Source organism: Roseovarius tolerans (assembly GCF_028885395.1).
GTDB lineage: Bacteria > Pseudomonadota > Alphaproteobacteria > Rhodobacterales > Rhodobacteraceae > Roseovarius > Roseovarius tolerans.
Genome location: NZ_CP118494.1, coordinates 1,957,250 through 1,978,569, shown reverse-complemented (window position 1 = coordinate 1,978,569; position 21,320 = coordinate 1,957,250). Strand labels below are relative to the sequence as shown.

The following is a 21,320-nucleotide window of genomic DNA, read 5'->3' as shown; positions in this document are numbered from 1 at the left end:
TCGATAGGTTTCTTGCCTGTATGAAACCTGCCTCAATAACTTGACGCCCGCCTCGTGCGGGCGTTTTTTTTGGCCCGCTCTCACCCTCGTGATCCTCATTCCCCGTGCAATTCGCAGATGCGGCACATATGCTGCGCGTGCAGTGTGAACAAGGGAGAACAGGCATGAGCGTCAAAGGCAAAACCGCCGTCATCACCGGCTCGAATTCCGGCATTGGTCTGGGCATCGCGTGGGAACTGGCGCGCGCCGGGGTCGAGGTGATTCTGAACTCCTTTACCGATTCGGAGGAGGATCACGCGCTGGCCCGTAAAATCGCCGACGAGACCGGCACCAAGGTGCGCTATATTCAGGCCGACATGTCGGATGGCGACCAGTGCCGCGCGCTGATCGAAAAGGCCGGGGCCTGCGATATCCTGATCAACAATGCGGGCATCCAGCATGTCGCCCCGATTGACGAATTTCCGGCGGAGAAGTGGAACGCGATCATCGCGATCAACCTCAATTCCGCCTATCACACCACCGCTGCCGCGCTGCCCCTGATGCGCAAGGCGGGCTGGGGCCGGGTGATCAACATCTCGTCGGCGCATGGCCTGACGGCGAGCCCGTTCAAATCGGCCTATGTCGCGGCCAAGCACGGCATTGTCGGGATGACCAAGGTGGTGGCGCTGGAAACCGCGAAAGAGCCGATTACGGCGAATGCGATCTGCCCGGGTTATGTGCTGACGCCGCTGGTCGAATCGCAGATCCCCGACACGATGGAGAAGTACGGGATGGAGCGCGACGAGGTGATCGAGAAGGTCATGCTGGAGCGTCAGCCGTCGAAGGAGTTCGCCACCACCGAGCAACTGGGGGGCACGGCGCTGTTTTTGTGTTCGGACGCGGCGGCGCAGATCACCGGGACGACGATCAGCGTCGATGGGGGCTGGACGGCGCTGTAAGGCGCGGGGCAGGGGCGAGAGGGGCCTAGAGCTGCCGTTGCCACATCCCGCGCGAAACGCACCGAAGGTGCCGCGCGATCGCCGGGCCGTCCCGCGGCCTGGCGATATGATAGGGCGCGCAACGTGTTGAGTTCAGAATGACTTGGCTGGGATAAAGTGCGGGCAACAGCCGTTGCTTCGCCAGTCCCCGGCCCTGCGATCACGCGGCACCTTTTGGCGGGGCGCTATGTTCGCTTCAGGCCATTCACGCCCCCCTTCACCCAGCCTTCTTGCGCAACTCCTCGGGCTTTTTCTGGCCCGGATAGACGAGACCCGCCGAGATCACCAGCTTGGCGGCGTCTTCGATGCTCATGTCCAGTTCGATCACGTCCTCGCGCGGGAAGAACAGCAGAAAGCCGCTGGTCGGGTTGGGCGTGGTGGGCACGAAGACGCTGAGCAGGTCGCTGCCGGTCTCTGCCTTCTGGTTGATCTCGCCCTTCGCCTCGGTCGAGATGAAGCCTACCGCCCAGATATCCTTGCGCGGATATTGCACCAGGCAGGCTCTCTCGAAATTGCTCTCGGTCTGGGCAAAGACCGTCTCGGCGATCTGCTTGACCCCCGAATAGATCGAACGCACCACCGGCATCCGGTTGACCAGCGATTCGGCGAAGCGGATGAGCGACCGCCCGATCAGGCCTTTGGCGACCCAGCCGACCAGCACGGTGAAGATCAGGAAGATCACCACGCCGACGCCGCGCAGGTTGATGCCGATATAGCGCTCGGGCTGGTAATGCGCGGGAATGAGCGGCAGCACGAACCCGTCGACCCAGCCGATCAGCGTCCACATCAGCCAGATCGTCAGGCCGACCGGCGCGATCACCACCAGACCGGTCAGGAAACTGGTCCGCAGCCCGCCGAAACGGGTGGGTTTCTTGGGGGCGATCGGTGGGTCTTCGAAAGGCGTGGTCATGACAACTCTCATCAAGAGAACGTGGGTTATCTAGGCGCATTCCGCCGCTGTCACAATGGCCCGCACAAGCGGCCCGGCAAAAAACCCCGGCGGGGCTTGCACAGGCGGGCAGGGGCCGCTATACGCGCGGCACTGAAATCCGCAGGCATGGGCGGGCTGACGGGGGAGACATCCCCGTTCAAGTCCACCGGTTGAAGCATTCCGCTTCTCACCCCGTGCCAAGGCGCAAACCGGAAAAGGAATACGGCCATGGCTCTTCCCGAGTTCACCATGCGTCAGCTGCTGGAAGCTGGCGTTCACTTCGGCCACCAGACGCAGCGTTGGAACCCCCGTATGGGCGAGTTCATCTATGGCGCGCGCAACGGCATCCACATCATGGACCTCACGCAGACCGTTCCGATGCTCGACGCGGCGCTGAACGCGATCCGTGAATGCGTCGCCAAGAACGGCCGCATCCTCTTTGTCGGCACTAAGCGTCAGGCCGCGCAGCCGGTGGCGGAAGCCGCCGAGAAATGCGCCCAGTATTACATGAATCACCGCTGGCTCGGCGGCACGCTGACCAACTGGCAGACCGTGTCCAAGTCCATTCAGCGTCTCAAGCAGATCGACGAGATCCTTGAAGCGGGTGGCGAAGGCCTGACCAAGAAGGAGCGCCTCGGCATCGAGCGCGATCAGGGCAAGCTTCAGGCGTCGCTCGGCGGGATCCGCGAAATGGGCGGCGTGCCGGACATGCTGTTCGTCATCGACGTCAAGAAAGAGTCGCTGGCCGTCGCTGAAGCCAACAAGCTGGGCATCCCGGTCGTGGCCGTGGTCGATACCAACTGCTCGCCCGACGGTATCGATTACATCATCCCCGGCAATGACGACGCCGCCCGCGCCATCGCGCTCTATTGCGATCTGGTCAGCCGCGCCGCACTCGACGGCATGACAGCCCAGATGGGTGCCGCCGGCATCGACCTCGGTGCCATGGAAGAGGCGCCCGTGGAAGAGGCCGTCGCCGAGACCGAAGCCGCCGAAGGCTGAGCGCTGTCACGAAACTGACACGGGGGCAGGGCTATCCCGCCCCCGCGATAAATCGAATTTGAGGAGAGCCAAGATGGCGATCACTGCTGCAATGGTAAAAGAGCTGCGCGACACGACAGGCGCAGGCATGATGGATGCAAAGAAGGCGCTGACCGAGACCGCGGGCGACATGGAAGCGGCTGTCGACTGGCTGCGGACCAAGGGCCTTGCCAAGGCGGCCAAGAAATCCGGGCGCACCGCGGCCGAAGGTCTGGTCGCGGTCAAGGTCGGAGGCGGTGTCGGCGTCGCGGTCGAGATCAACTCGGAAACCGATTTCGTCGCCAAGAACGCCGATTTCCAGAGCATGGTCTCGCAGATCGCCGACGCTGCGCTCGGGGCGGCTGATATCGACGCGCTGAGCGCGACCGATCTGGGCGGCAAGACCGTGGCCGACACCGTGACCGACAAGATCGCCACCATCGGCGAGAACATGTCGCTGCGCCGCATGGCCCGCGTCGAAGGCGACGGTGTCGTGTCCTATGTCCACAATGCCGCGGCTGACGGCATGGGCAAGATCGGTGTTCTGGTGGCCTTTTCGGGGGACGAGACCTTTGCCCGTCAGGTTGCGATGCATATCGCCGCCACCAACCCCGCCTCGCTGGATGAGGCCTCGCTCGACCCGGCGGTCGTCGAAAAGGAAAAGCAGGTCCAGATCGAGATCGCCCGCGAGTCCGGCAAGCCGGATGCGGTGATCGAGAAGATGATCGTTGGCCGGATGAAGAAATTCATGTCCGAGGTCACGCTGCTTGGTCAGGCGTTCGTGATGAACCCCGACCTGACGGTCGAGGCTGCCGCCAAGGAGGCCGACACCACGATCGCGGGTTTCGTGCGCCTCGAAGTGGGCGAAGGCATCGAGAAGAAGGAAGAGGATTTCGCAGCCGAGGTGGCCAAGGCCGCGCAGGGCTGAACCACGGGCGCGATCCGGTTGAGAAGGGGCCCCGCGCGGGCCCCTTTTTTCTTGCCCGGATCGCAAATGGCAAGCGGTGCCGCCGGTTAGGGCGACACCGCTCTGGACCGGTCGTCTATTGGGGATGAAACGACGGCCTGTAGGCGTCGACTGCCTGCCCCGATGGAATAAGAGCCGACAGCCGACATCCGGTCAGACCGGAAGAAGGAGCGTTCCCCGAAACGAAAGGTTGAACACCCCCCCATGTTCCCAGGCAATAAAGCCACCACTCACGGAACGGTGACATAATGCGACGTTACCTAACGTAAGGAAAGTAAGGGATTCCATACCATTTTTTAAGCTATTGAATGCAAAGGGTTTCAGGCATCTAGGAAGAAAATCTGATTCTGAAATGCGGCTTTGAGAACCGCCTGTGCGGTGGTCTCGACGCTGAGCGCCTTGCGCGCCAGCCGCAGGTGTTTTTCGACGGTTGCAGGGGTAAGTTCCATCAGCATGGCAATGTCTTGCACCGTTTTGCCATCGCCGACCCAACCCAGAACTTCGCGCTGCCGCGAGGTCAGCGCGCGTTTGGGTGATTCGTAGGGCAGGGACAGGATGCACAGATGCGCCAGGTTGTTGAGCGCGAGAACCGTCTCGCCGACTTCGGACCATAGCTGATCCACCTCCGCCTGCGTCGTGCCGCGCCGCGCGGTGAGGGCCATCGCGGCCTTCATGCGCGGGCGCAGCGACTTGAAACTTATCGAATAGCCCGCCGTCACACCATGCGCCGGGTTGAACTCCAGCACCGCGCGTTCCTGCGCGGTCATTTCACCGGCGGCGAGACGCTCGTTCAGGATCGACCACGAACAGGCCCCGTCATTGCCCAGCGACCAGCGCACCATCGGCGCGTGAAAATAGAGACCCTGATCAATGAAGGTGTCGATATAGTCCGGCGCGTGGTTCGACAGGATCACGAAATCATCCGGATCGCCCAGCGAGGTTTCGGTGCGAAACCGTGTGCAGCCATAGATCAGCCGGTCGAACCCGTAGTCTGCCATCTGCCGCGTATGAAGATCCCACAATTCCTCGATCGTGGCGACATTCAGCAGCCGGTTGACGGCCTTCGGGTCGATCATCCGCCGCGCTCCAGATGTCCGCGCATGGCATCAAGGGCCAGGATGTAGCCCGGCGCGCCAAAGCCGCAGATCACACCGACGGCGACCCGCGCGATGTAGGAGACGTGGCGATAGTCTTCGCGGGCATGCACGTTCGACAAGTGCAGTTCGATGGCCGGTATCTGAACCGAGGCGAGCGCATCCATCAGGGCGATCGAGCTATGCGTATAGGCGCCGGCATTCAGGATGATCCCGTCATGGGTTCCGCGCGCCGCGTGAATGGCGTCGATCAGGGCGCCTTCGTGATTGCTCTGTTCAAAGGCGAGGGCGAGCCCGTGCGTCTCGGCATGCGCAAGGCACATCGCCTCGATATCCGCGAGCGTGGTGTGACCGTAGATCTCGGGCTGTCGCATGCCGAGCAGATTGAGATTCGGACCGTTCAGAACCAGAATGGATGTCATGTGCAGGCTTCCTCCGGATCGACGTTTAGACCGCATTGCAGTGTTGTGTCGAGTGAGCCATGTGTCAATCTGTCAATGTGTAGAGACAGGGCGGCGCGAATGACACAGCACGGCACTTCAGGATTTGGAATGTCGGATCGCGTCATAGCTTGGCTCACATGAGATATCTGGTGCAAGCCAATGATATAACGTTGTATTCGAGTAAACTCTACACTTGGCTGATGGATCAATTATTTACATAATACTGATTATGCGCCTAATGGATATCAGCGCTGCGACCGGTTGCTTATCACCTGCATGCGCTGATCTGGGCATGTGTAATGCGCGGCAAGTGGATCGCGGCACGGTGCCTCGATCACGCGCAAGGCCAGCCATGCCGCCACGGCGGCAAAGACCGCCCCGCCGATCGCCTGCCCGGCCAGCACGCCCTGCGCGCCCCAGATCGCCCCGAAGGCCACGACAAAGGGCCATGTCCCAATCGTGTGCCGTGCCCAGTTCACGCCCGTCGAATAGCCCGGATGACCGAGGTTGTTGAACGACGCGTTGGCGACGAAGATCGCGCCGTTGAAGAACGAGCCGAGCGCGAGCGGACCGAGATAGAGATACAGCAGCGCCCGCATGTCGCCGTTGGCGTTGAACATGTCCGCAATCGGGGCGCGCAGCACGAAGAGCAGCGCCGACATGCCAACCACATAGAGGGCGAGAAATTTCAGCCCGTCGAAGAATGTCTCGTAGACCCGGTCCATGCGCCCTGCCCCGAAATTCTGCCCGAAGATCGGCCCGATGGCCCCAGAGAGCGCCAGCACGACCGAAAAGACGACCGGCACAATCCGGTTGATCACCGCCATGGCGGCGACCGCGTCGGTGCCGTATTTTGCCATTTCCCGCGTCACGATGGCGGTGCCCAAAGGTGTCGCCACCGTGCCCAGAACCGCAGGCAGCGCAATGCCCGCCGCATCCTTGAAATCGCGCGCCACGCATTGCGGGCGGGGCCGCGCGAAGGCCTGATAGCGTGCCACGGCGAGGGTCACGGCCAGCACCGCCGTCGCGAGACGTGCCAGCACCGTCGCGACGGCCGCCCCTTCGAGGCCCAAGCCCACGGCAAAGATCAGGATAGGATCGAAGACAAGGTTGACCCCGGCGCCCAGAAGTGCGGGATACATCGCGCCCCGCGCATCGCCATAGGCCCGCAACACCGCCACCGCCACCATCGACAGCCCCGAAAGGAAGGTCGTCGGCAGGATGATCCAGAGGTAGCCCGTCGCCATTTCTGCCGCAGCTCCGCTGGCCCCAAGGAGCGCCAGGAGCACATCGAGAAACGGCAGCATCAGAAGCGGCAGAAAAAGCCCCGTCGCCACCGCGATCACCGCCGTGCTGGTGGCGTATTCGCGAGCGTCTGTGCGATTGCGCTCACCCTCGGCCCGGGCCACGAGCGCGCCCGCCGCAATCGAGAGCCCGATATTGACGGCGCTGGCAAAGAACATCAGCGCGCTGGCATAGCCCGCCGCCGCTGCCAGCTCTTCGCGCCCCAGCATGGAAATGAACACGATATCAATGAGATCGACGGCGAAGATCGCCATCAAGCCGATGCTCGAGGTGAAGGACATCACCGACACATGCCGGAAAAGATTGCCTTGGGTGAAACTGCCGCCGCTCTCGCTCAGGGCCATTGTCATATTCCTTTTACACAACGTGTAAGGCACATAACCGGCTTTGCCGCCCGCTCAATGCCCGGCCCCTCAACACTCTGTGTGCGAATTTGCTTAGCCGCGCGCGGCGATCAGGTGCACCATCCGTGCGCCGGTCTCGTAATAGAGGGTGCGCAGCCCCGCGAAGGCCTCGCGATGGGCGTCGATCACCGGCACCGGCAGATCATCCTCCTGTCCGCTTAGCAGCGCCCGCGCGGCGGCCCGGCCAAACACCGTGCCCGGCGCGATGCCCCGTCCGGAATAGCCATAGATCGCATAGCCGCCCTGACCGATGCGCTGAATACGTGGCAGGTGATTGCCGGTCATCGCGATGCGCCCCGCCCAGGCATGGCTGATTTCGGTGCCGCGCAGGTGGGGGAAAAGCTGCGTGAGCTTGCGTTCCGCCCAGTTGGCATGCGCGCTCGCGTCGCCGCCCATGCCGCCGAGGATTATCCGCCCCGCCGCATCGCGCCGCAGTGAGGTCATCACCAGGCCAGTATCCCAGCACCCCTCACCGCCCGCCAGGATGTCGCGTGCGAGGTTGTCGCCAAGAGGTTCGGTTGCCAGTTGGTAGAACTGCACCACCGGCATCTCGGGCAGGCGAACGGGGGGCGCGGGGATGTGATACGCGTTGGTCGCCATCAGCAGATGTTTCGCACGCAGCTTGCCGCCGGGCGTGTGGATCACCCATTGCCCGCCGTGGCGCGTGGCCGCCGTGACCGGGCTTTGCTCATGCAGGCGTGCGCCCTGCTCTGCGGTCGCGCGCGCCAAACCGCGCGCATAGGCCAGCGGCTGAATGGTGCCCGCGCGCGGATCATGCAGCGCGCCGTGAAACCGCTCAGTTCCGGTGCGTGTGGCGACCTCCGTGGCCTCCAGCAGCCGCACCGGTGCGCCGCGCGCCTGCATCTGCGCCAGCCGTTCGCGCAGTTGTGCCACGCCCTTGGGCGCATGGGCCAGATGCAGCGTGCCGTTGCGCACGGGTTCGCAGGCGATGTTGTGAGTTTCGATCAGATCAAAGACGAGATCCGGCGCACCGGCCAGCACGGTGTTGAGGTGCTCGCCCGCCGCCTGACCGAGCGTCTTGCAGACCGCATCGGGGGGCAGCCAGAGACCGGCATTGACCAGCCCGACATTGCGCCCCGAGCCGCCATGCCCGACGGTCTCGGCCTCGAGCAGGGTGACATCCGCGCCCTGCCCCGCAGCCTCGAGCGCCGCCGAGAGGCCGGTGTACCCGCCGCCGACGATGGCGAGGTCGACGCTGCGTTCGCCTTGCAAGGGCGGTGCTGCGAAATCCTCCGCCGCGCTCGCCTGCCAGAGTGAGGTGAGCGGACCGCTCATACGCGGCGGCCCGTGGAGTGGTTACATATTGATATCAGAGACCTGCGCCCCATTCCTCACCTTAGAAAAACGCCTGCAACCCGGTCTGCGCGCGGCCCAAAATCAACGCATGCACGTCATGCGTTCCCTCGTAGGTGTTGACCGTCTCCAGATTGACCATGTGGCGAATGACCTGAAATTCCTCTGAAATCCCGTTGCCACCATGCATGTCGCGGGCGTGGCGTGCAATCTCCAATGCCTTGCCGCAATTGTTGCGCTTGATCAGGCTGATCATCTCGGGCGCGGCGTTGGCCTCGTCCATCAGACGCCCGACGCGCAAGGCGGCTTGCAGGCCAAGTGCGATCTCGGTCTGCATGTTGGCCAGCTTGAGCTGAAAGAGCTGCGTTTGCGCCAGTGGCCGGTTAAACTGCTTGCGATCAAGGCCATACTGCCGCGAGGCGTGCCAGCAGAATTCCGCCGCCCCCATGACACCCCAGGCGATGCCGTAGCGGGCCCGGTTCAAACATCCAAAAGGCCCTTTAAGCCCCTGAACATTCGGCAAAAGCGCCGATTCCGGCACCTCGACACCGTCCATCACGATCTCGCCCGTCACCGAGGCACGCAAGCTGAGCTTGCCGCCCACCTTGGGCGCGCTCAGGCCTGTCATGCCCTTCTCCAGCACGAAGCCGCGGATCTTCCCGTCATGGGCTTCGGACTTCGCCCAGATCACGAAGACATCGGCAATCGGGCTGTTGGAAATCCACATCTTGGAGCCGGTCAGGCGATAGCCTGTATCGGTGCGCACCGCGCGGGTCTTCATCGCCGCCGGGTCGCTGCCCGCATCGGGCTCGGTCAGGCCGAAACAGCCGATCAACTCGCCGCTCGCCAGCCCCGGCAGGTACTTGCGGCGCTGCTCTTCGCTGCCATAGGCGTAGATCGGGTACATCACCAAGGAGCTTTGCACGCTCATCATCGAGCGATAGCCCGAATCGACCCGCTCGATCTCGCGCGCCACGAGGCCATAGCTCACATAGCTCGATCCCAACCCGCCATATTCCTCGGGGATGGTGGTGCCCAAGAGGCCCATCTGCCCCATTTCCTTGAAGATTTCCGGCTCCACCCGTTCTTCGCGATAGGCGTCGATGACGCGCGGTTGCAGGCTTTCCTGCGCGAAGGTGCGGGCGCTTTCCGCGATCATCCGTTCCTCTTCCGAGAGCTGATCACTCAGGCGGAACGGGTCGCTCCATTCAAAGGAATTGAGATCCGGCGCATCCTTGGCGCGGAGCGTGGGGGTATTGGCGTTCATGGCGCAATCCTCATGCAATTCTTGGGTTAGAGGCACTTTACACTGGCCAAACCGGCCTGAATAACGATAAATCCACATAAACCCATGAGTTTTTCGCAAGCATGACCCTGCCCCGCCGCTTCCTGCCTTCGATCTCCTCGCTGCGTGCGCTTGAGGCGCTCGACCGTCTCGGGAGCGCCACTGCCGCCGCCGAGGAGCTGTCACAAACGCAAAGTGCGGTCAGCAGGCAGTTGAAAACACTTGAAAATCAGCTTGGCGTGACGCTGTTCCTGCGGCAGGGGCGCAGCATGCGTCTGACGCCCGACGCGGCGGTCTATGCAGACAAGGTGCGCGGGGCGCTGCAGCAGATCGCGCAGGCCTCGGTCAACATGACGGTTAACCCGGTCGGCGGCAGCCTGAGCCTTGCGATCCTGCCCACCTTCGGCATGCGCTGGCTGGTGCCGCGGCTGGCGGATTTCGCGCGCCGTCACCCGGAGGTGACGATCAACCTCTCGACTCGTCTCAAACCGTTCAACTTCGCCTCCGAACCCTTTGACGCGGCGATACATTTCGGGACTGCAGACTGGCCTGGAACGGATGCGCTGCGGCTGAAAACCGAGGCAGTTCTGCCGGTTGCAGCCCCCGACCTTCTGTCGGCCCATCCCCCGGTCACCTCTGCGCGGGACCTGCTGCGTCTGCCGCTCTTGCATATCGAGACGCGGCCCAATGCCTGGGCCGATTGGTTTGGCGCGCATGGCATCGAGGATGCGCGCATCACCGGGACGGTCTATGATCAATTCTCAACCATCACGCAGGCGGCGCTGCACGGGTTGGGCGTGGCGCTGCTGCCCGATTACCTCGCGGAGCAGGATTTGGCGACCGGGCGGCTGGCCCGCGTCTGGGGCGCGCGCACGGAGATGTCGGGCGCCTATTACCTCGTCTGGCCGGAAAGCCGCGCGCGCGATCCCGCGCTGCTGACGTTCCGCGACTGGCTGGCGGGACAGACCGAGGATGAGGACACGCTGCCGCGCTAGGCGTTATCCTGCCGCGCGCGTTGCCTCGTCATCTTCATCGTCGCGCCCGCCCTTGGCACTGGTCACCACGCCGAGCGATTTCAGCTTGCGGTGCAAGGCGCTGCGCTCCATCCCGACGAATTCCGCCGTGCGGCTTATGTTGCCGCCGAACCGGTTGATTTGCGTCATCAGGTATTCGCGCTCAAACGCCTCGCGGGCGTCGCGCAGGGGCATGGTCGCGACGGCCCCCGACAGCACGACGCGCCCCTCTTCCACCGGGCCGCTGCTCTCGCCCGGCAGTTCGGCGACGCCGATCGGCCCGCCCCCTTCGCCAAGGATCAGCACCCGCTCGATCACGTTGCGCAGCTGGCGCACGTTGCCCGGCCAGTGCATGGTCTGCAAGAGGGCCGCGGCCTCCTCGGACATCTCGCGCAGCGGCAGCCCTTGGGTCTTGTGCAGCATGTCGATGAAATGCGCGGCCAGCGCCGGGATATCCTCGCGCCGCTCTTCCAGACTTGGGACGCTGATCGGCACCACGTTGAGCCGGTGAAAGAGTTCACGACGAAACCGGTCGGCGGCAATTTCGGCCTCCAGATCGCGGCTGGTCGAGGAAATCACCCGCAGATCGACCTTGATCTTGTCGCTGCCACCGACGCGCAGAAAGGTCTGATCCACCAGAACCCGCAGGATCTTGGACTGCGTGCCGGGCGGCATGTCGGCCACCTCGTCGAAATAGATCACCCCGCCATTGGCCTCTTCGAGCAGGCCCGGTGTCACGCCGGTCTCGGTGTTTTCACGGCCAAAGAGCACCTCTTCCATCCGGTCGGCCGCGATCGAGGCGCAGCCCACGGTCACGAACGGGCCGGTGGCCCGGTGCGAATTTGCATGGATATAGCGCGCGGCGAGTTCCTTGCCCGAACCGGCCGGCCCGCTGAGCATCACCCGCCCGTTCGATTTTGTGACCTTGTCCAACTGCCCGGTCAGCGCACGAAACGCGGGCGCATCGCCGAGCATTTCCGACGGGGCCGTCTCGCGCCGTTTCAGAGCCTGGTTCTCGCGCCGCAAGCGGCTGGTTTCCATGCCGCGCCGGATCACCACCATCAACTGGTCGATGTTGAATGGTTTCTCGATGAAGTCATAGGCGCCTTGCTTGATCGCCGCGACCGCGATTTCGATATTGCCATGTCCCGAGATGATCACCACCGGCACATCTGGGTAGTCGCGTTTCACGGTCTTGAGGATGTCGATGCCGTCCATCTGGCTGTCCTTGAGCCAGATATCGAGGATCAGAAGGCCCGGCTGTTCGGCGGCGATTGCTGTCATCGCCTCGTCGGAATTGCCCGCCCGCCGGGTGGTATAGCCCTCATCCTCGAGAATATCCGAGATCAGTTCGCGGATATCGCGTTCGTCATCGACAATCAGAATGTCACTCATTGGTCCCTCACATGGCCGCCATGGCCTCTACAATCTCGTTTTGTGCCGTCAAAAGCGGCAGGCGCACCACCGCACAGGCACCAGCATGCGCGCCCGGCGCAAACGGCACAGCGTCCTCCAGCGTGAGCGTGCCGCCATGCTCTTCGATGATCTTCTTGACGATGGGCAGGCCGAGGCCGGTGCCCTTGTCGCGCGTCGTCACGTAAGGCTCGAAGAGGCGCGCGCGATCCTCGGGCAGGCCGATGCCGTTGTCGGAAATGCGGATCACCGCGCTGTCGCCGTCTTCGGCGCTTTCGATGCGTATCATCGGCTGATGCCCCTCGGGCGCGCCTTTTTCGGTCAGGCTCTCGATGGCCTCGCCCGCGTTCTTGATCAGGTTGGTCAGCGCCTGCCCGATCATCGACGGGTCGATTTCGGCGCGCAGGGGCGCGTCCGTCATATCGAGATCGAACCGCACGTCCGGCTGGCCGCTCTCTTGCAGGAGTGCGGCCTCGCGCAGGACCTGGCTCAGGCTCAGCGGCTCGGTCTGCGGCTCGGGCATGCGGGCGAATTTCGAAAATTCATCGACGATCCGGCGCAGGTCATTGGTCTGGCGCACCACCACGTCGGTCAACTGCTCCAGGCTCTCGGCCTGATCCGGCTCCAGCTGGCGGGCGAACTTGCGCTTGATGCGCTCAGCGCTCAGCTGGATCGGCGTCAACGGGTTCTTGATCTCATGCGCGATGCGCCGCGCGACGTCGCCCCAGGCGGCCATGCGTTGCGCCGTCACAAGATCGGTCACATCGTCGAACGCCACCACATAGCCCTCGCGCCGTCCGCCCTCGCCCATCCGGGTGGACATGCGCACCAGCAGATTTTCCTGCCGCGTGCCGCGGCTGACCTTGATTTCTTCCTGCACAAAGCCGCTCGGAACCACGCGCAGCCGGTCAAAGAGCGGGCCGAATTCGGGCACCGCCACCGACAGCGCCATGGATTGTTGATCCTCCTGCCAGTCGAGCAGGCGTTCGGCGGCGCGGTTGACGAAGGTCACACGCCCCTTGGCGTCGAGCCCCACCACCCCCGACGAGACCGACCCCAGCACCGAATCAAAGAGGCGGCGGCGGCGCTCGATCTGTTGGGTATTGGCCAGCAGGCGCTCGCGCTGGCCCTTCAGCTGCCGGGTCATCTGGTTGAAATAGGTGCTGAGCTGCGCGATCTCGTCGTCGCCCTCTTCCTCGCGCACCTGCGTATCGAGATCGCCCTCGCCGACCCGCTGCGCGGCAGAGGTGAGCCGTCCGACGGGCCGCGACAGACGCTCGGCGAACCACATGCCAAGCCAGATCGCGGCGAGGATCAGAATGACCGCGAAGCCGAGATAGAGCAGCCCGAACTCGAATAGAAGCCGCCCGCGCTCGCTCTCGCGTTGCTTGTAGAACCGTGCGGTCTCCTGCGTGTCGTCGAGCAGGTTGAGGATCGCGCCATCGACATTGCGGCTGATGTAGAGCAGCCGGTCGGAAAAGGCATCGAGCGGCATCAGTGCGCGAAACTCGTTATTGTCCCAATCGCGGATCACCGTGACGCCCTGCTCTCGGGCTTCGGCGATATGCTCGGGCGTCGGCTCTTCGTAGTCGAAGAGATAGGAGCGCTCGCCGCGCGCGCGCAACTCGCCGGTGCCGTCGATCACGAAGGCCTCGCGCAGCCCGCGCTGAATCTCGCGCTGCCCAGATGAGAGGACCTGCCGGATGTCGCCATCGCTCATGAAGACCGTCGCGCGCTTGGTGGTATTGATCACCTGCGCCAGCACCCGTGCATCGGTCACCAGATCGCGGCGGTGCTCGTCTTCATAGGCTTGCGCGGCGGCCACGGAACTGTCGACCACGCGCCCGACCCGGTCGGAAAACCACGCCTCCAGCCCCATGTTGACCGATAAAGTGGCAAAGACCGCCACCGTGATTGTCGGCAAGAGCGCCATCAGCGCGAATACGCCGGTCAGCCGCAAGTGCAGCCGCGAGCCCGCCGAGCGCGACCGCCGCGCCGCGATCATCCGGGCCACGCGTTGCAGCACCAGCCCCGCGACCATGAGCACATAGATCATGTCCGCCAAAAGCACGAGCCGAAGACCGTTGGAGGAGGTGCCCTGATCGAGGGGGCCGAGCAGCAGGTAGGTGGCGAAGGCCAGAACAGGGCCAAGGATAACAAGGCCCAGTGTGGCGTAGCTCCGCAACTGACGCAGCCGCCTCAGGCGGGTGATCCCCTCCCATGACAGGCGCCTGCCGCGCATTTTGCGTGTCCGCGTTGCCACGCATGCCCCCCATCGGTTAGTGGGGCGGCCGCGCCTGCCCCGCAACATCTGGCCCTGCGGCGCGCGAAACGCCGGTCAGGTCACAGTCCTGTTGCAGTTTTACATCAACTTGCGGCGGCGTGTCACGTGAATATCAAGATCGGTGATTTTCTTGCGCAGCGTATTGCGGTTGATGCCAAGCAGATCGGCGCATTTCATCTGGTTGCCGCCGGTGGCATCGAGCGCGATCTCGATCAGCGGTGTTTCGACCTCGCGCAGAATGCGCCCATAGAGCCCCGCAGGCGGCAGGTCCGCACCGTGCAGATCGAAATAGCGTTGCAGATGCCCCGCCACCGAGGCCGACAGGCTCTCGCCGCGCACCTGCCCCATTACCGGCTCGGCGCGCGGCTGATTGCCCAGCACCGCCTCGACCTCGGAGCGGGTGATTTCCTGCGCCAGCGCAGTGAGGCCGATCCGGCGCACCGCGTTCTCCAGTTGCCGCACGTTGCCGGGCCAGCTATAGGCGCGCATCAGCTCCACCGCGCCGTCCGACAGGTGACGCGCGGGCTGTCCCTCGCGTTCGTCCCGGGTGAGGAAATGCGCGGCAAGCAGCGGGATATCCTCGATCCGTTCGCGCAGGGACGGCACGTCGATCACGGCCCCGCTCAGCCGGTAATAGAGATCCTCGCGCAGTGTGCCGTCCTCCAGCGCCTGTGCCGGCGGCACCCGGCTTGTCGCCATGAAGCGCGGCACGTGATCGCCCGGCGCATCCATCATCCGCACCACGCGGCCCTGCGCCTCGAGCGGCAGATCGCTCGCCTCGTCCAGCACCAGCGTGCCGCCCTTGACCCGCGCCATCACCCGCGACGGGCCGTCAAGTTCGCTCAGATCGCTTGCCGTCACCGTCACGAAGGGCAGCGTGCGCCGGTCCGAGAAATCGTGCAGCGCCTTGGCGATGAGCGACTTGCCGGTGCCCGATTCGCCGCAGATCATCACCGGCAGATCGCTGTGCATGACCCGCGCCACCACGCGGTAGAGGGTCTGCATCGCGGGCGTGCGCCCGATCAGCGGCAATTCCTCGGGTCGGTCCTCTTCGGGGGCGACCACGCTGCGCCGGGCGCGGGCCTCGAGCGCGCGCGCGGTGCGTTTCATCAGATCGGGCAGATCGAAGGGCTTGGGCAGGTAGTCATAGGCCTCGGCCTCGGCGGCCTTGATCGCCGTCATGATCGTGTTCTGCGCCGAGATCACGATCACCGGCAGGCCGGGCCGGTCCTGCGCGATCTTGGGCAGCATCTCCAACCCATTGCCATCGGGCATCATCACGTCCGAGATCACCACGTCGCCCTTGCCTTCGCCGACCCACCGCATAAGCGTGGTCAGGCTCGACGTGGCATGCACCCGGCACCCCGCCCGTGTCAGCGCCTGTGTCAGAACCGTCCTGATCGTGCGGTCATCATCGGCGACCAATACCGTGCCGTCCATGTTCTAGCCTCCCTGCCCTGTCGTCGTCTGTGCGCGTTGCAATGAAATGCGGAACACCGTGCGCCCGGGCACCGAACTTACCGAGATCCAGCCGTCGTGATCCGAAATGATCTTGGCCGCGAGCGCGAGGCCAAGCCCGGTGCCATTTTCGCGGCCCGACACGAAGGGATCGAACACCTCTTCGGCGATCTCGGGCGGCAGGCCCGGCCCGTCGTCGATGATCTCGATCTGAAGCGGCAGCGCCTTGCCCTTGCCCTCACCGCGCCGCACCCGCAGCGATTGCTCGTAATAGCTGTGCAGGCGGATCGTGCCGGGCCGTCCCTGTGCTGCTTCCGCTGCGTTCTTCAGCAGGTTCAGCACCACCTGCAACAGCTGATCCGCATCGCCAAGCGCCAGCGGCAGCGACGGGTCGTAATCCTCGATCATCGTCATATGCGCGGCAAAGCCCAGCATCGCCGAGCGACGCGCGCGATCCAGCACATCGTGCAGGTTCACCGGCTTCAGATCCGGGGCACTGATATTGCCGAACTGCTCCACCCGCTCCAGGAGGCCCACGATGCGGCGGCTTTCGCTGACGATCAGATCGGTCAGTTCGAGATCGTCCTGCCCCAGCGTCATCGACAGAAGCTGCGCCGCGCCCGTAATGCCCGCGAGCGGGTTCTTGATCTCATGCGCCAGCATCTCGGCCATGCCGATCGCCGATTTCGCCGCCGATTTCACGTTGCTGTTCTGCACCATGCGGCCGGCAAGCTCTCGCGGGCTGATCAGCATGATCATGTGGCCGGGGCTGCCCGCCAATGGGGCCACCTGAAGATTGCACTGCATCGGCGCGCGCTCTCCCGTGCCGACGTCCACGTCATTGACGAAAAGCGGCGCGTCGTTCTCGCGGGCTCGTTCGAACGCCTCTTCCAATGGCGCATTTACCGCCAGTTTGTCCCAGAGCGGCTGACCGGTCAGCGCGCGTTCGGAACTCATCATGAAGCCCTCGGCGGCGGGGTTGATCCGCGTGATGCGATCCTCGGCGTCGATCACCAGCGCGGGCACCGGCAATGACGTCCAGATCCCCTCCTCGGTGCTCATGCCGCGTGCCTTTGGCAGACGCTGTCCTGCATGGCATCTGGCAAGAGGTGCAGCACCGTGTCCGGCGCCGCCGTCAGCACCCGGCGACGCAGATCGGCCCCGGTGCCCGCGTGATCCATGTACCAGCCCAGATGCTTGCGCGCGGCGCGCCCGCCGAGATCGCGCCCGTAAAAGCCCAGCATCGCCTCGTAATGCCCGGCCACCAGATCGGCCAGTGCCGCACCTTGCGGCACCTCGGGCGCGGGTGTGCCGTAAATCTCTGCCGCCACCTGCGCCAGCAGCCAGGGGCGACCTTGCGCCCCGCGTCCGATCATCACGCCGTCGGCGCCCGACCGCGTGAGGGCCTGTCGCGCGCTCGGCCCGTCCACGATGTCGCCATTGGCCAGCACCGGCACGCGCACGGCGTCCTTGACCGCGCGAATGGCCGCCCAATCGGCGCGCCCCTTGTAGAATTGACAGCGTGTGCGCCCGTGGATGGTGATCATCTGCACGCCTGCCGCCTCGGCGCGGCGCGCGATCTCGGGGGCGTTGAGGCAATCGTCAGCCCAACCCAGCCGGGTCTTGAGCGTGACCGGCACACGGACCGCGCCGACCACCGCCTCGATCAGCCGCAGCGCATGATCGGGGGTGCGCATCAGCGCCGAGCCAGACGCCCCTGCCCCGCTCGCGCTCGTCACCTTCTTGGCGGGGCAACCCATGTTGATGTCGATGGCTTGCGCGCCGCGATCCTCGACCATGCGCGCGGCCTCGGCAATCCAGCGGGTGTCACAGCCGGCCAGCTGCACGACCGTGTTCGCAATCCCCAGCCCAAGTTCGGCCTTTTCGCGCACGCCAGGCTTGGCTTGCACCATTTCCTGGCTCGCGACCATTTCGCTCACCACCAGCCCCGCGCCAAAACGCGTCACCAGGGACCGAAACGGCAGGTCGGTGATTCCCGCCATCGGGGCGAGCGCCACGGGCGGATTGAACCACCTATCGGCAAGTGAGAGCATGTGTGTGCCTAATCCTTGTGCAACATCGCCTTTGTAGCCCTGACGCGGGCGAGAAACAACGCTGCAAGGTATAATTCACAGCGCCCTCACCAGCACTCGCCTATTTATTAAGCACATGCTCAGCCATTGCGCTCGCCCCGGACGCGCCGTAATCAGGACCACATGATGAACGCCGCTCTCATCGTCGCCGCAGGTCGCGGCACCCGTGCTGGCGGGGACTTGCCAAAACAATGGCAGCCCCTCGCCGGTCGTCTCGTGATCGACTGGACGGTCGATGCGTTTCTCGCGGTGCCGGGGATCACCTCGATCACCGTTGTCCTGCACCCCGACGATATGGACCGGCTTGTGCCGCACCCGCGAATCACTGTCACGGCGGGCGGGACCACGCGCGCGGCATCGGTGCGCAATGGCCTCGAAGCCCTCGCCGCTGATCCGCCTGATCATGTTCTGATCCACGATGTCGCGCGCTGCTGCATTACCCCCGAACAGATCACCGCCGTGCTCGATATGTTGCGCGCGGGGGCTGTTGCCGCGGCCCCCGCCCTGCCCGTCACCGATGCGCTCTGGACCGGCGCGGGTGGCCATGTCACAGGCACCCGCGACCGCGCGGACCTTTTCCGTGCGCAGACGCCGCAGGGGTTTGATTTTGCCACGATCCTCGCCGCGCACCGGGCCCATGCGGGGGATGCGGCGGACGATGTCGCCGTCGCGCGCGCAGCGGGCATCGCGGTGGCCATCGTCGAGGGCGATGAGGATAACCTCAAGATCACCCACCCCCACGACTTTGCCCGCGCCTCTAAGCTATTGGAACATAATATGGATATACGTATCGGCACCGGGTTCGACGTGCACCGTTTCGGCCCCGGCGATCACTGCATGCTCTGCGGCGTCGCGGTGCCGCATGATCGCGGGTTGCAGGGCCATTCCGATGCCGATGTGGGCATGCACGCGCTGACCGACGCCATTTACGGGGCCATGGCCGAGGGCGATATCGGGCGGCATTTTCCGCCCTCCGATCCGCAGTGGAAAGGGGCCGAAAGCCATATCTTCCTGCGCCACGCGGTGGATCTGGCATCACAAAAAGGGTTCACGATCAATAATATGGACGTCACTCTTGTCTGCGAGCGCCCGAAGATCGGACCGCATGCGCAGGCCATGCAGGAGGTGCTGAGCAGGGTCACTGGCCTCGCCCCTGACCGGATCTCGGTCAAGGCCACCACGTCCGAACGGCTCGGCTTTACCGGGCGCGAGGAAGGCATCGCAGCGCAAGCCGCCGTGACACTGGTGAAGACATGCGCGTAACTCATTTGATAGCCACGTTTTTCCATGTCGGTCACCTGCGCCCGGCCCCCGGCACATGGGGGTCGCTCGCGGCCTTGCCCTGGGGCTGGGCGCTGCATGTGGCGGGTGGCCCGCTCCTGCTCGGTCTTGGGGTGATCGCGGCATTCACATTAGGAACATGGGCAACGTCATTGGAAACTAAGGGAAAAGACGATCATGACCCGTCCGAGATCGTGATCGACGAGGTCGCCGGTCAGTGGCTTGCCTTTTTACCGGTGTCCATCGGCGCGACGCATGCCGGGGTGGCGCTGACCGCGCTCTGGCCGGGTTGGGTCACGGCATTCCTTGCCTTTCGCCTGTTCGACATCTGGAAGCCCGGCCCGATCGGCTGGGCGGACCGGCGCGGCGATGCGCTTGGTGTGATGCTGGATGACATCCTCGCGGGACTGGCCGCCGCGCTCTGCGTCATGGCGGGGGCGGCGATTTCGCACGTGGTGCTGGGCCTGTGAGCGTCGCCGATATCCTCGACCGCGCCCGTGCGCAGGGCGTGATGATCGCGACCGCCGAAAGCTGCACGGGGGGCATGGTTGCCGTTGCGCTTACTGATGTTGCGGGCTCCAGCGCGGTGGTTGAACGTGGCTTCGTAACCTATTCTAATCAGGCGAAAATCGAGATGCTTTGCGTGTCGCCCGAGACGCTTACCGCGTTTGGTGCCGTGTCCGAGGAGACCGCGCGCGAGATGGCCGACGGGGCGTTGCGTCACAGCCGTGCCAATCTTGCCGTGTCGATCACCGGCATCGCCGGTCCCGGCGGGTCAGAGCACAAGCCCGAGGGGCGTGTCTGTTTCGGCCTCGCCCAGACCGGCCATGCTACTGTCAGCGAAACGCAGGACTTTGGCGCGCAGGGCCGGGACGCGGTGCGCCGTCTTTCGCGGGATCACGCGCTCGAACTGCTGCAAGCTGCGGTGTCACGCGGTCCCGTATAGGGCCTCCGCGCGCTCCTCGAAGGCACGCACCACCCGCTTCATCGCCTCGTAAAAGAAGAACTCCGCCGCCGATTGCAGCAAGCGGTTCTTGAAGGCGAAATCGACGTCGAACGCCACCTCGCAGCCGCCCTCGATATCGCGAAACGCCCAGTTGGAGCGCATGTGCTTGAACGGTCCGTCGAGATACTCGGTCGCGATGCGCCGCTCTTGCGGGAAGAGTTCCACACGGCTGCCGAAGCGTTCGCGGAACACCTTGAAGCTGATCACAAGATCCGCCTCCATCAGTTCTGAACCATCCTCGCGCGGGGTGACCTTGCGCACCCGGGCCGCCGCCGTCCAGGGCAGGAACTCGGGGTAGCGGGCCACATCCGCGACCAGCGCATACATCTGATCCGCCGTGTAGCACAGCGTTCGCGTTTCTGAATGTGATGGCATGGCAGCCCCGGTTTGCACGTGACAGAGGTGCGCTTTTTCATAGACTGGGGCGGAAAGTTCAAGGGGGTCACATGCCGCAACGCGCCTATGTCATCGACAAATTGATTTCCGCCAAGAGCATCGCCGCCCGTATCGAGACCCTCTCGCATGAAATCGAGGCCGAATTTGCGGGCACCAGCAAGCTGGTTGTCGTGGGGCTTTTGCGCGGCTCTTTCATCTTTATCGCCGATCTGGTGCGTGAGTTGGACCTGCCGGTCGAGGTCGATTTCGTCGAAACCTCGTCTTACGGGAACGCGATGGAGAGCAGCCGGGAAGTGCGCATTCTCAAGGACTTGCGCGGCGATATTGAAGGGCGCGACGTGCTGGTGGTCGAGGATATCGTCGATACTGGCCACACCCTCGCGCATGTGCTGCACCTACTGAATAGCCGCCGCCCCGCGCGCCTGCGCACCATCGCGCTGCTCGACAAGCCGTCACGCCGCGAGACAGATATCAGCGCCGACTGGATCGGCTTTGAAATCCCCGATGAATTCGTCGTCGGCTACGGCATCGACTATGCGCAACGCAACCGCAACCTGCCCTATATCGGCACGGTCCGGTTCATTGATCCCGCGTGATCGACGCGGTGGCGGACGCAGCGGGAGTGGGTGCTGAGAC

The 21,320-nt window shown here is 64.2% G+C and carries 20 protein-coding genes; 8 read left to right on the top strand and 12 right to left on the bottom strand.

What is annotated here, in order from left to right:
* Window positions 1-164: 164 nt before the first annotated feature.
* A complete protein-coding gene (locus tag PVU19_RS09710; protein ID WP_050661933.1) occupies window positions 165-938 on the top strand; it encodes a 3-hydroxybutyrate dehydrogenase in 774 nt (257 codons plus the stop codon).
* A gap of 256 nt (window positions 939-1,194) precedes the next feature.
* Here PVU19_RS09710 and PVU19_RS09705 read toward each other — a convergent pair whose 3' ends face one another.
* On the bottom strand, window positions 1,195-1,887 hold the full coding sequence (locus tag PVU19_RS09705) for a DUF502 domain-containing protein (protein WP_050661536.1): 693 nt from the start codon (window positions 1,885-1,887) through the stop codon (window positions 1,195-1,197).
* Window positions 1,888-2,136: 249 nt separating this feature from the next.
* Here PVU19_RS09705 and rpsB point away from each other — a divergent pair, with 249 nt between their 5' ends.
* Both rpsB and tsf read left to right on the top strand, forming a co-directional pair.
* On the top strand, window positions 2,137-2,910 hold the full coding sequence (gene rpsB, locus PVU19_RS09700) for a 30S ribosomal protein S2 (RefSeq protein ID WP_050661537.1): 774 nt from the start codon (window positions 2,137-2,139) through the stop codon (window positions 2,908-2,910).
* 73 nt (window positions 2,911-2,983) lie between these two features.
* Window positions 2,984-3,856 (top strand): translation elongation factor Ts, encoded by an 873-nt coding sequence (gene tsf / locus PVU19_RS09695; protein WP_050661538.1) that lies wholly within the window; start codon window positions 2,984-2,986, stop codon window positions 3,854-3,856.
* A gap of 359 nt (window positions 3,857-4,215) precedes the next feature.
* Here the strand turns inward: tsf and PVU19_RS09690 are convergent, their stop codons facing one another.
* From PVU19_RS09690 to PVU19_RS09670, 5 genes are all read right to left on the bottom strand, one after another.
* Complete coding sequence (locus PVU19_RS09690) at window positions 4,216-4,971, bottom strand: LuxR family transcriptional regulator (RefSeq protein ID WP_050661539.1); 756 nt, start codon at window positions 4,969-4,971, stop codon at window positions 4,216-4,218.
* On the bottom strand, window positions 4,968-5,411 hold the full coding sequence (gene aroQ, locus PVU19_RS09685; RefSeq protein WP_050661540.1) for a type II 3-dehydroquinate dehydratase: 444 nt from the start codon (window positions 5,409-5,411) through the stop codon (window positions 4,968-4,970). Before aroQ ends, PVU19_RS09690 begins: the two co-directional genes overlap by 4 nt.
* A 266-nt stretch (window positions 5,412-5,677) precedes the next feature.
* On the bottom strand, window positions 5,678-7,081 hold the full coding sequence (locus PVU19_RS09680; RefSeq protein WP_050661541.1) for an MATE family efflux transporter: 1,404 nt from the start codon (window positions 7,079-7,081) through the stop codon (window positions 5,678-5,680).
* A gap of 93 nt (window positions 7,082-7,174) precedes the next feature.
* Window positions 7,175-8,437 carry an NAD(P)/FAD-dependent oxidoreductase gene (locus PVU19_RS09675; protein ID WP_050661542.1) on the bottom strand — a complete coding sequence of 421 codons (1,263 nt, stop codon included), beginning with the start codon at window positions 8,435-8,437 and terminating at the stop codon, window positions 7,175-7,177.
* A gap of 61 nt (window positions 8,438-8,498) precedes the next feature.
* A complete protein-coding gene (locus PVU19_RS09670; RefSeq protein ID WP_050661543.1) occupies window positions 8,499-9,722 on the bottom strand; it encodes an acyl-CoA dehydrogenase in 1,224 nt (407 codons plus the stop codon).
* A 101-nt stretch (window positions 9,723-9,823) separates the two neighbouring features.
* On the opposite strand from PVU19_RS09670, the gene PVU19_RS09665 reads away from it, so the two are divergent.
* Window positions 9,824-10,735, top strand: coding sequence for a LysR substrate-binding domain-containing protein (locus PVU19_RS09665; protein WP_050661544.1), 912 nt, complete (start codon window positions 9,824-9,826; stop codon window positions 10,733-10,735).
* A gap of 3 nt (window positions 10,736-10,738) precedes the next feature.
* Here the strand turns inward: PVU19_RS09665 and ntrX are convergent, their stop codons facing one another.
* The 5 genes from ntrX to dusB all read right to left on the bottom strand — a co-directional run bounded on the left by ntrX (window position 10,739) and on the right by dusB (window position 17,962).
* Entirely contained in the window at window positions 10,739-12,148 is a 1,410-nt protein-coding gene (gene ntrX / locus PVU19_RS09660) for a nitrogen assimilation response regulator NtrX (RefSeq protein ID WP_050661545.1), read from the bottom strand.
* 7 nt (window positions 12,149-12,155) lie between these two features.
* Window positions 12,156-14,408: a sensor histidine kinase NtrY-like gene (locus PVU19_RS09655; RefSeq protein ID WP_050661546.1), complete on the bottom strand. Its 2,253-nt coding sequence runs from the start codon at window positions 14,406-14,408 to the stop codon at window positions 12,156-12,158.
* Window positions 14,409-14,528: 120 nt separating this feature from the next.
* Window positions 14,529-15,890, bottom strand: a complete 1,362-nt coding sequence (locus tag PVU19_RS09650) for a sigma-54-dependent Fis family transcriptional regulator (protein ID WP_050661547.1) — start codon at window positions 15,888-15,890, stop codon at window positions 14,529-14,531.
* A gap of 3 nt (window positions 15,891-15,893) precedes the next feature.
* Window positions 15,894-16,970 carry a two-component system sensor histidine kinase NtrB gene (locus PVU19_RS09645; protein ID WP_050661548.1) on the bottom strand — a complete coding sequence of 359 codons (1,077 nt, stop codon included), beginning with the start codon at window positions 16,968-16,970 and terminating at the stop codon, window positions 15,894-15,896.
* Window positions 16,967-17,962 (bottom strand): tRNA dihydrouridine synthase DusB, encoded by a 996-nt coding sequence (dusB, locus tag PVU19_RS09640; protein ID WP_050661549.1) that lies wholly within the window; start codon window positions 17,960-17,962, stop codon window positions 16,967-16,969. Before dusB ends, PVU19_RS09645 begins: the two co-directional genes overlap by 4 nt.
* Before the next feature lie 162 nt (window positions 17,963-18,124).
* On the opposite strand from dusB, the gene PVU19_RS09635 reads away from it, so the two are divergent.
* Genes PVU19_RS09635 through PVU19_RS09625 form a run of 3 tightly spaced genes read left to right on the top strand, consistent with a single transcriptional unit; the run spans window position 18,125 to window position 20,228 of the window.
* Window positions 18,125-19,264: a bifunctional 2-C-methyl-D-erythritol 4-phosphate cytidylyltransferase/2-C-methyl-D-erythritol 2,4-cyclodiphosphate synthase gene (locus PVU19_RS09635; protein WP_050661550.1), complete on the top strand. Its 1,140-nt coding sequence runs from the start codon at window positions 18,125-18,127 to the stop codon at window positions 19,262-19,264.
* The gene (locus PVU19_RS09630; protein ID WP_050661551.1) at window positions 19,255-19,752 is read left to right on the top strand and encodes a phosphatidylglycerophosphatase A family protein; all 498 of its coding nucleotides are present in this window, start codon (window positions 19,255-19,257) and stop codon (window positions 19,750-19,752) included. Before PVU19_RS09635 ends, PVU19_RS09630 begins: the two co-directional genes overlap by 10 nt.
* The gene (locus PVU19_RS09625) at window positions 19,749-20,228 is read left to right on the top strand and encodes a CinA family protein (RefSeq protein WP_050661552.1); all 480 of its coding nucleotides are present in this window, start codon (window positions 19,749-19,751) and stop codon (window positions 20,226-20,228) included. Before PVU19_RS09630 ends, PVU19_RS09625 begins: the two co-directional genes overlap by 4 nt.
* Here PVU19_RS09625 and PVU19_RS09620 read toward each other — a convergent pair.
* A complete protein-coding gene (locus PVU19_RS09620; RefSeq protein WP_050661553.1) occupies window positions 20,211-20,663 on the bottom strand; it encodes a type II toxin-antitoxin system RatA family toxin in 453 nt (150 codons plus the stop codon). The two genes, PVU19_RS09625 and PVU19_RS09620, sit on opposite strands and share 18 nt — an antisense overlap.
* A gap of 71 nt (window positions 20,664-20,734) precedes the next feature.
* Here PVU19_RS09620 and hpt point away from each other — a divergent pair, with 71 nt between their 5' ends.
* Window positions 20,735-21,280 carry a hypoxanthine phosphoribosyltransferase gene (gene hpt, locus PVU19_RS09615; RefSeq protein WP_050661554.1) on the top strand — a complete coding sequence of 182 codons (546 nt, stop codon included), beginning with the start codon at window positions 20,735-20,737 and terminating at the stop codon, window positions 21,278-21,280.
* Window positions 21,281-21,320: the final 40 nt, after the last annotated feature.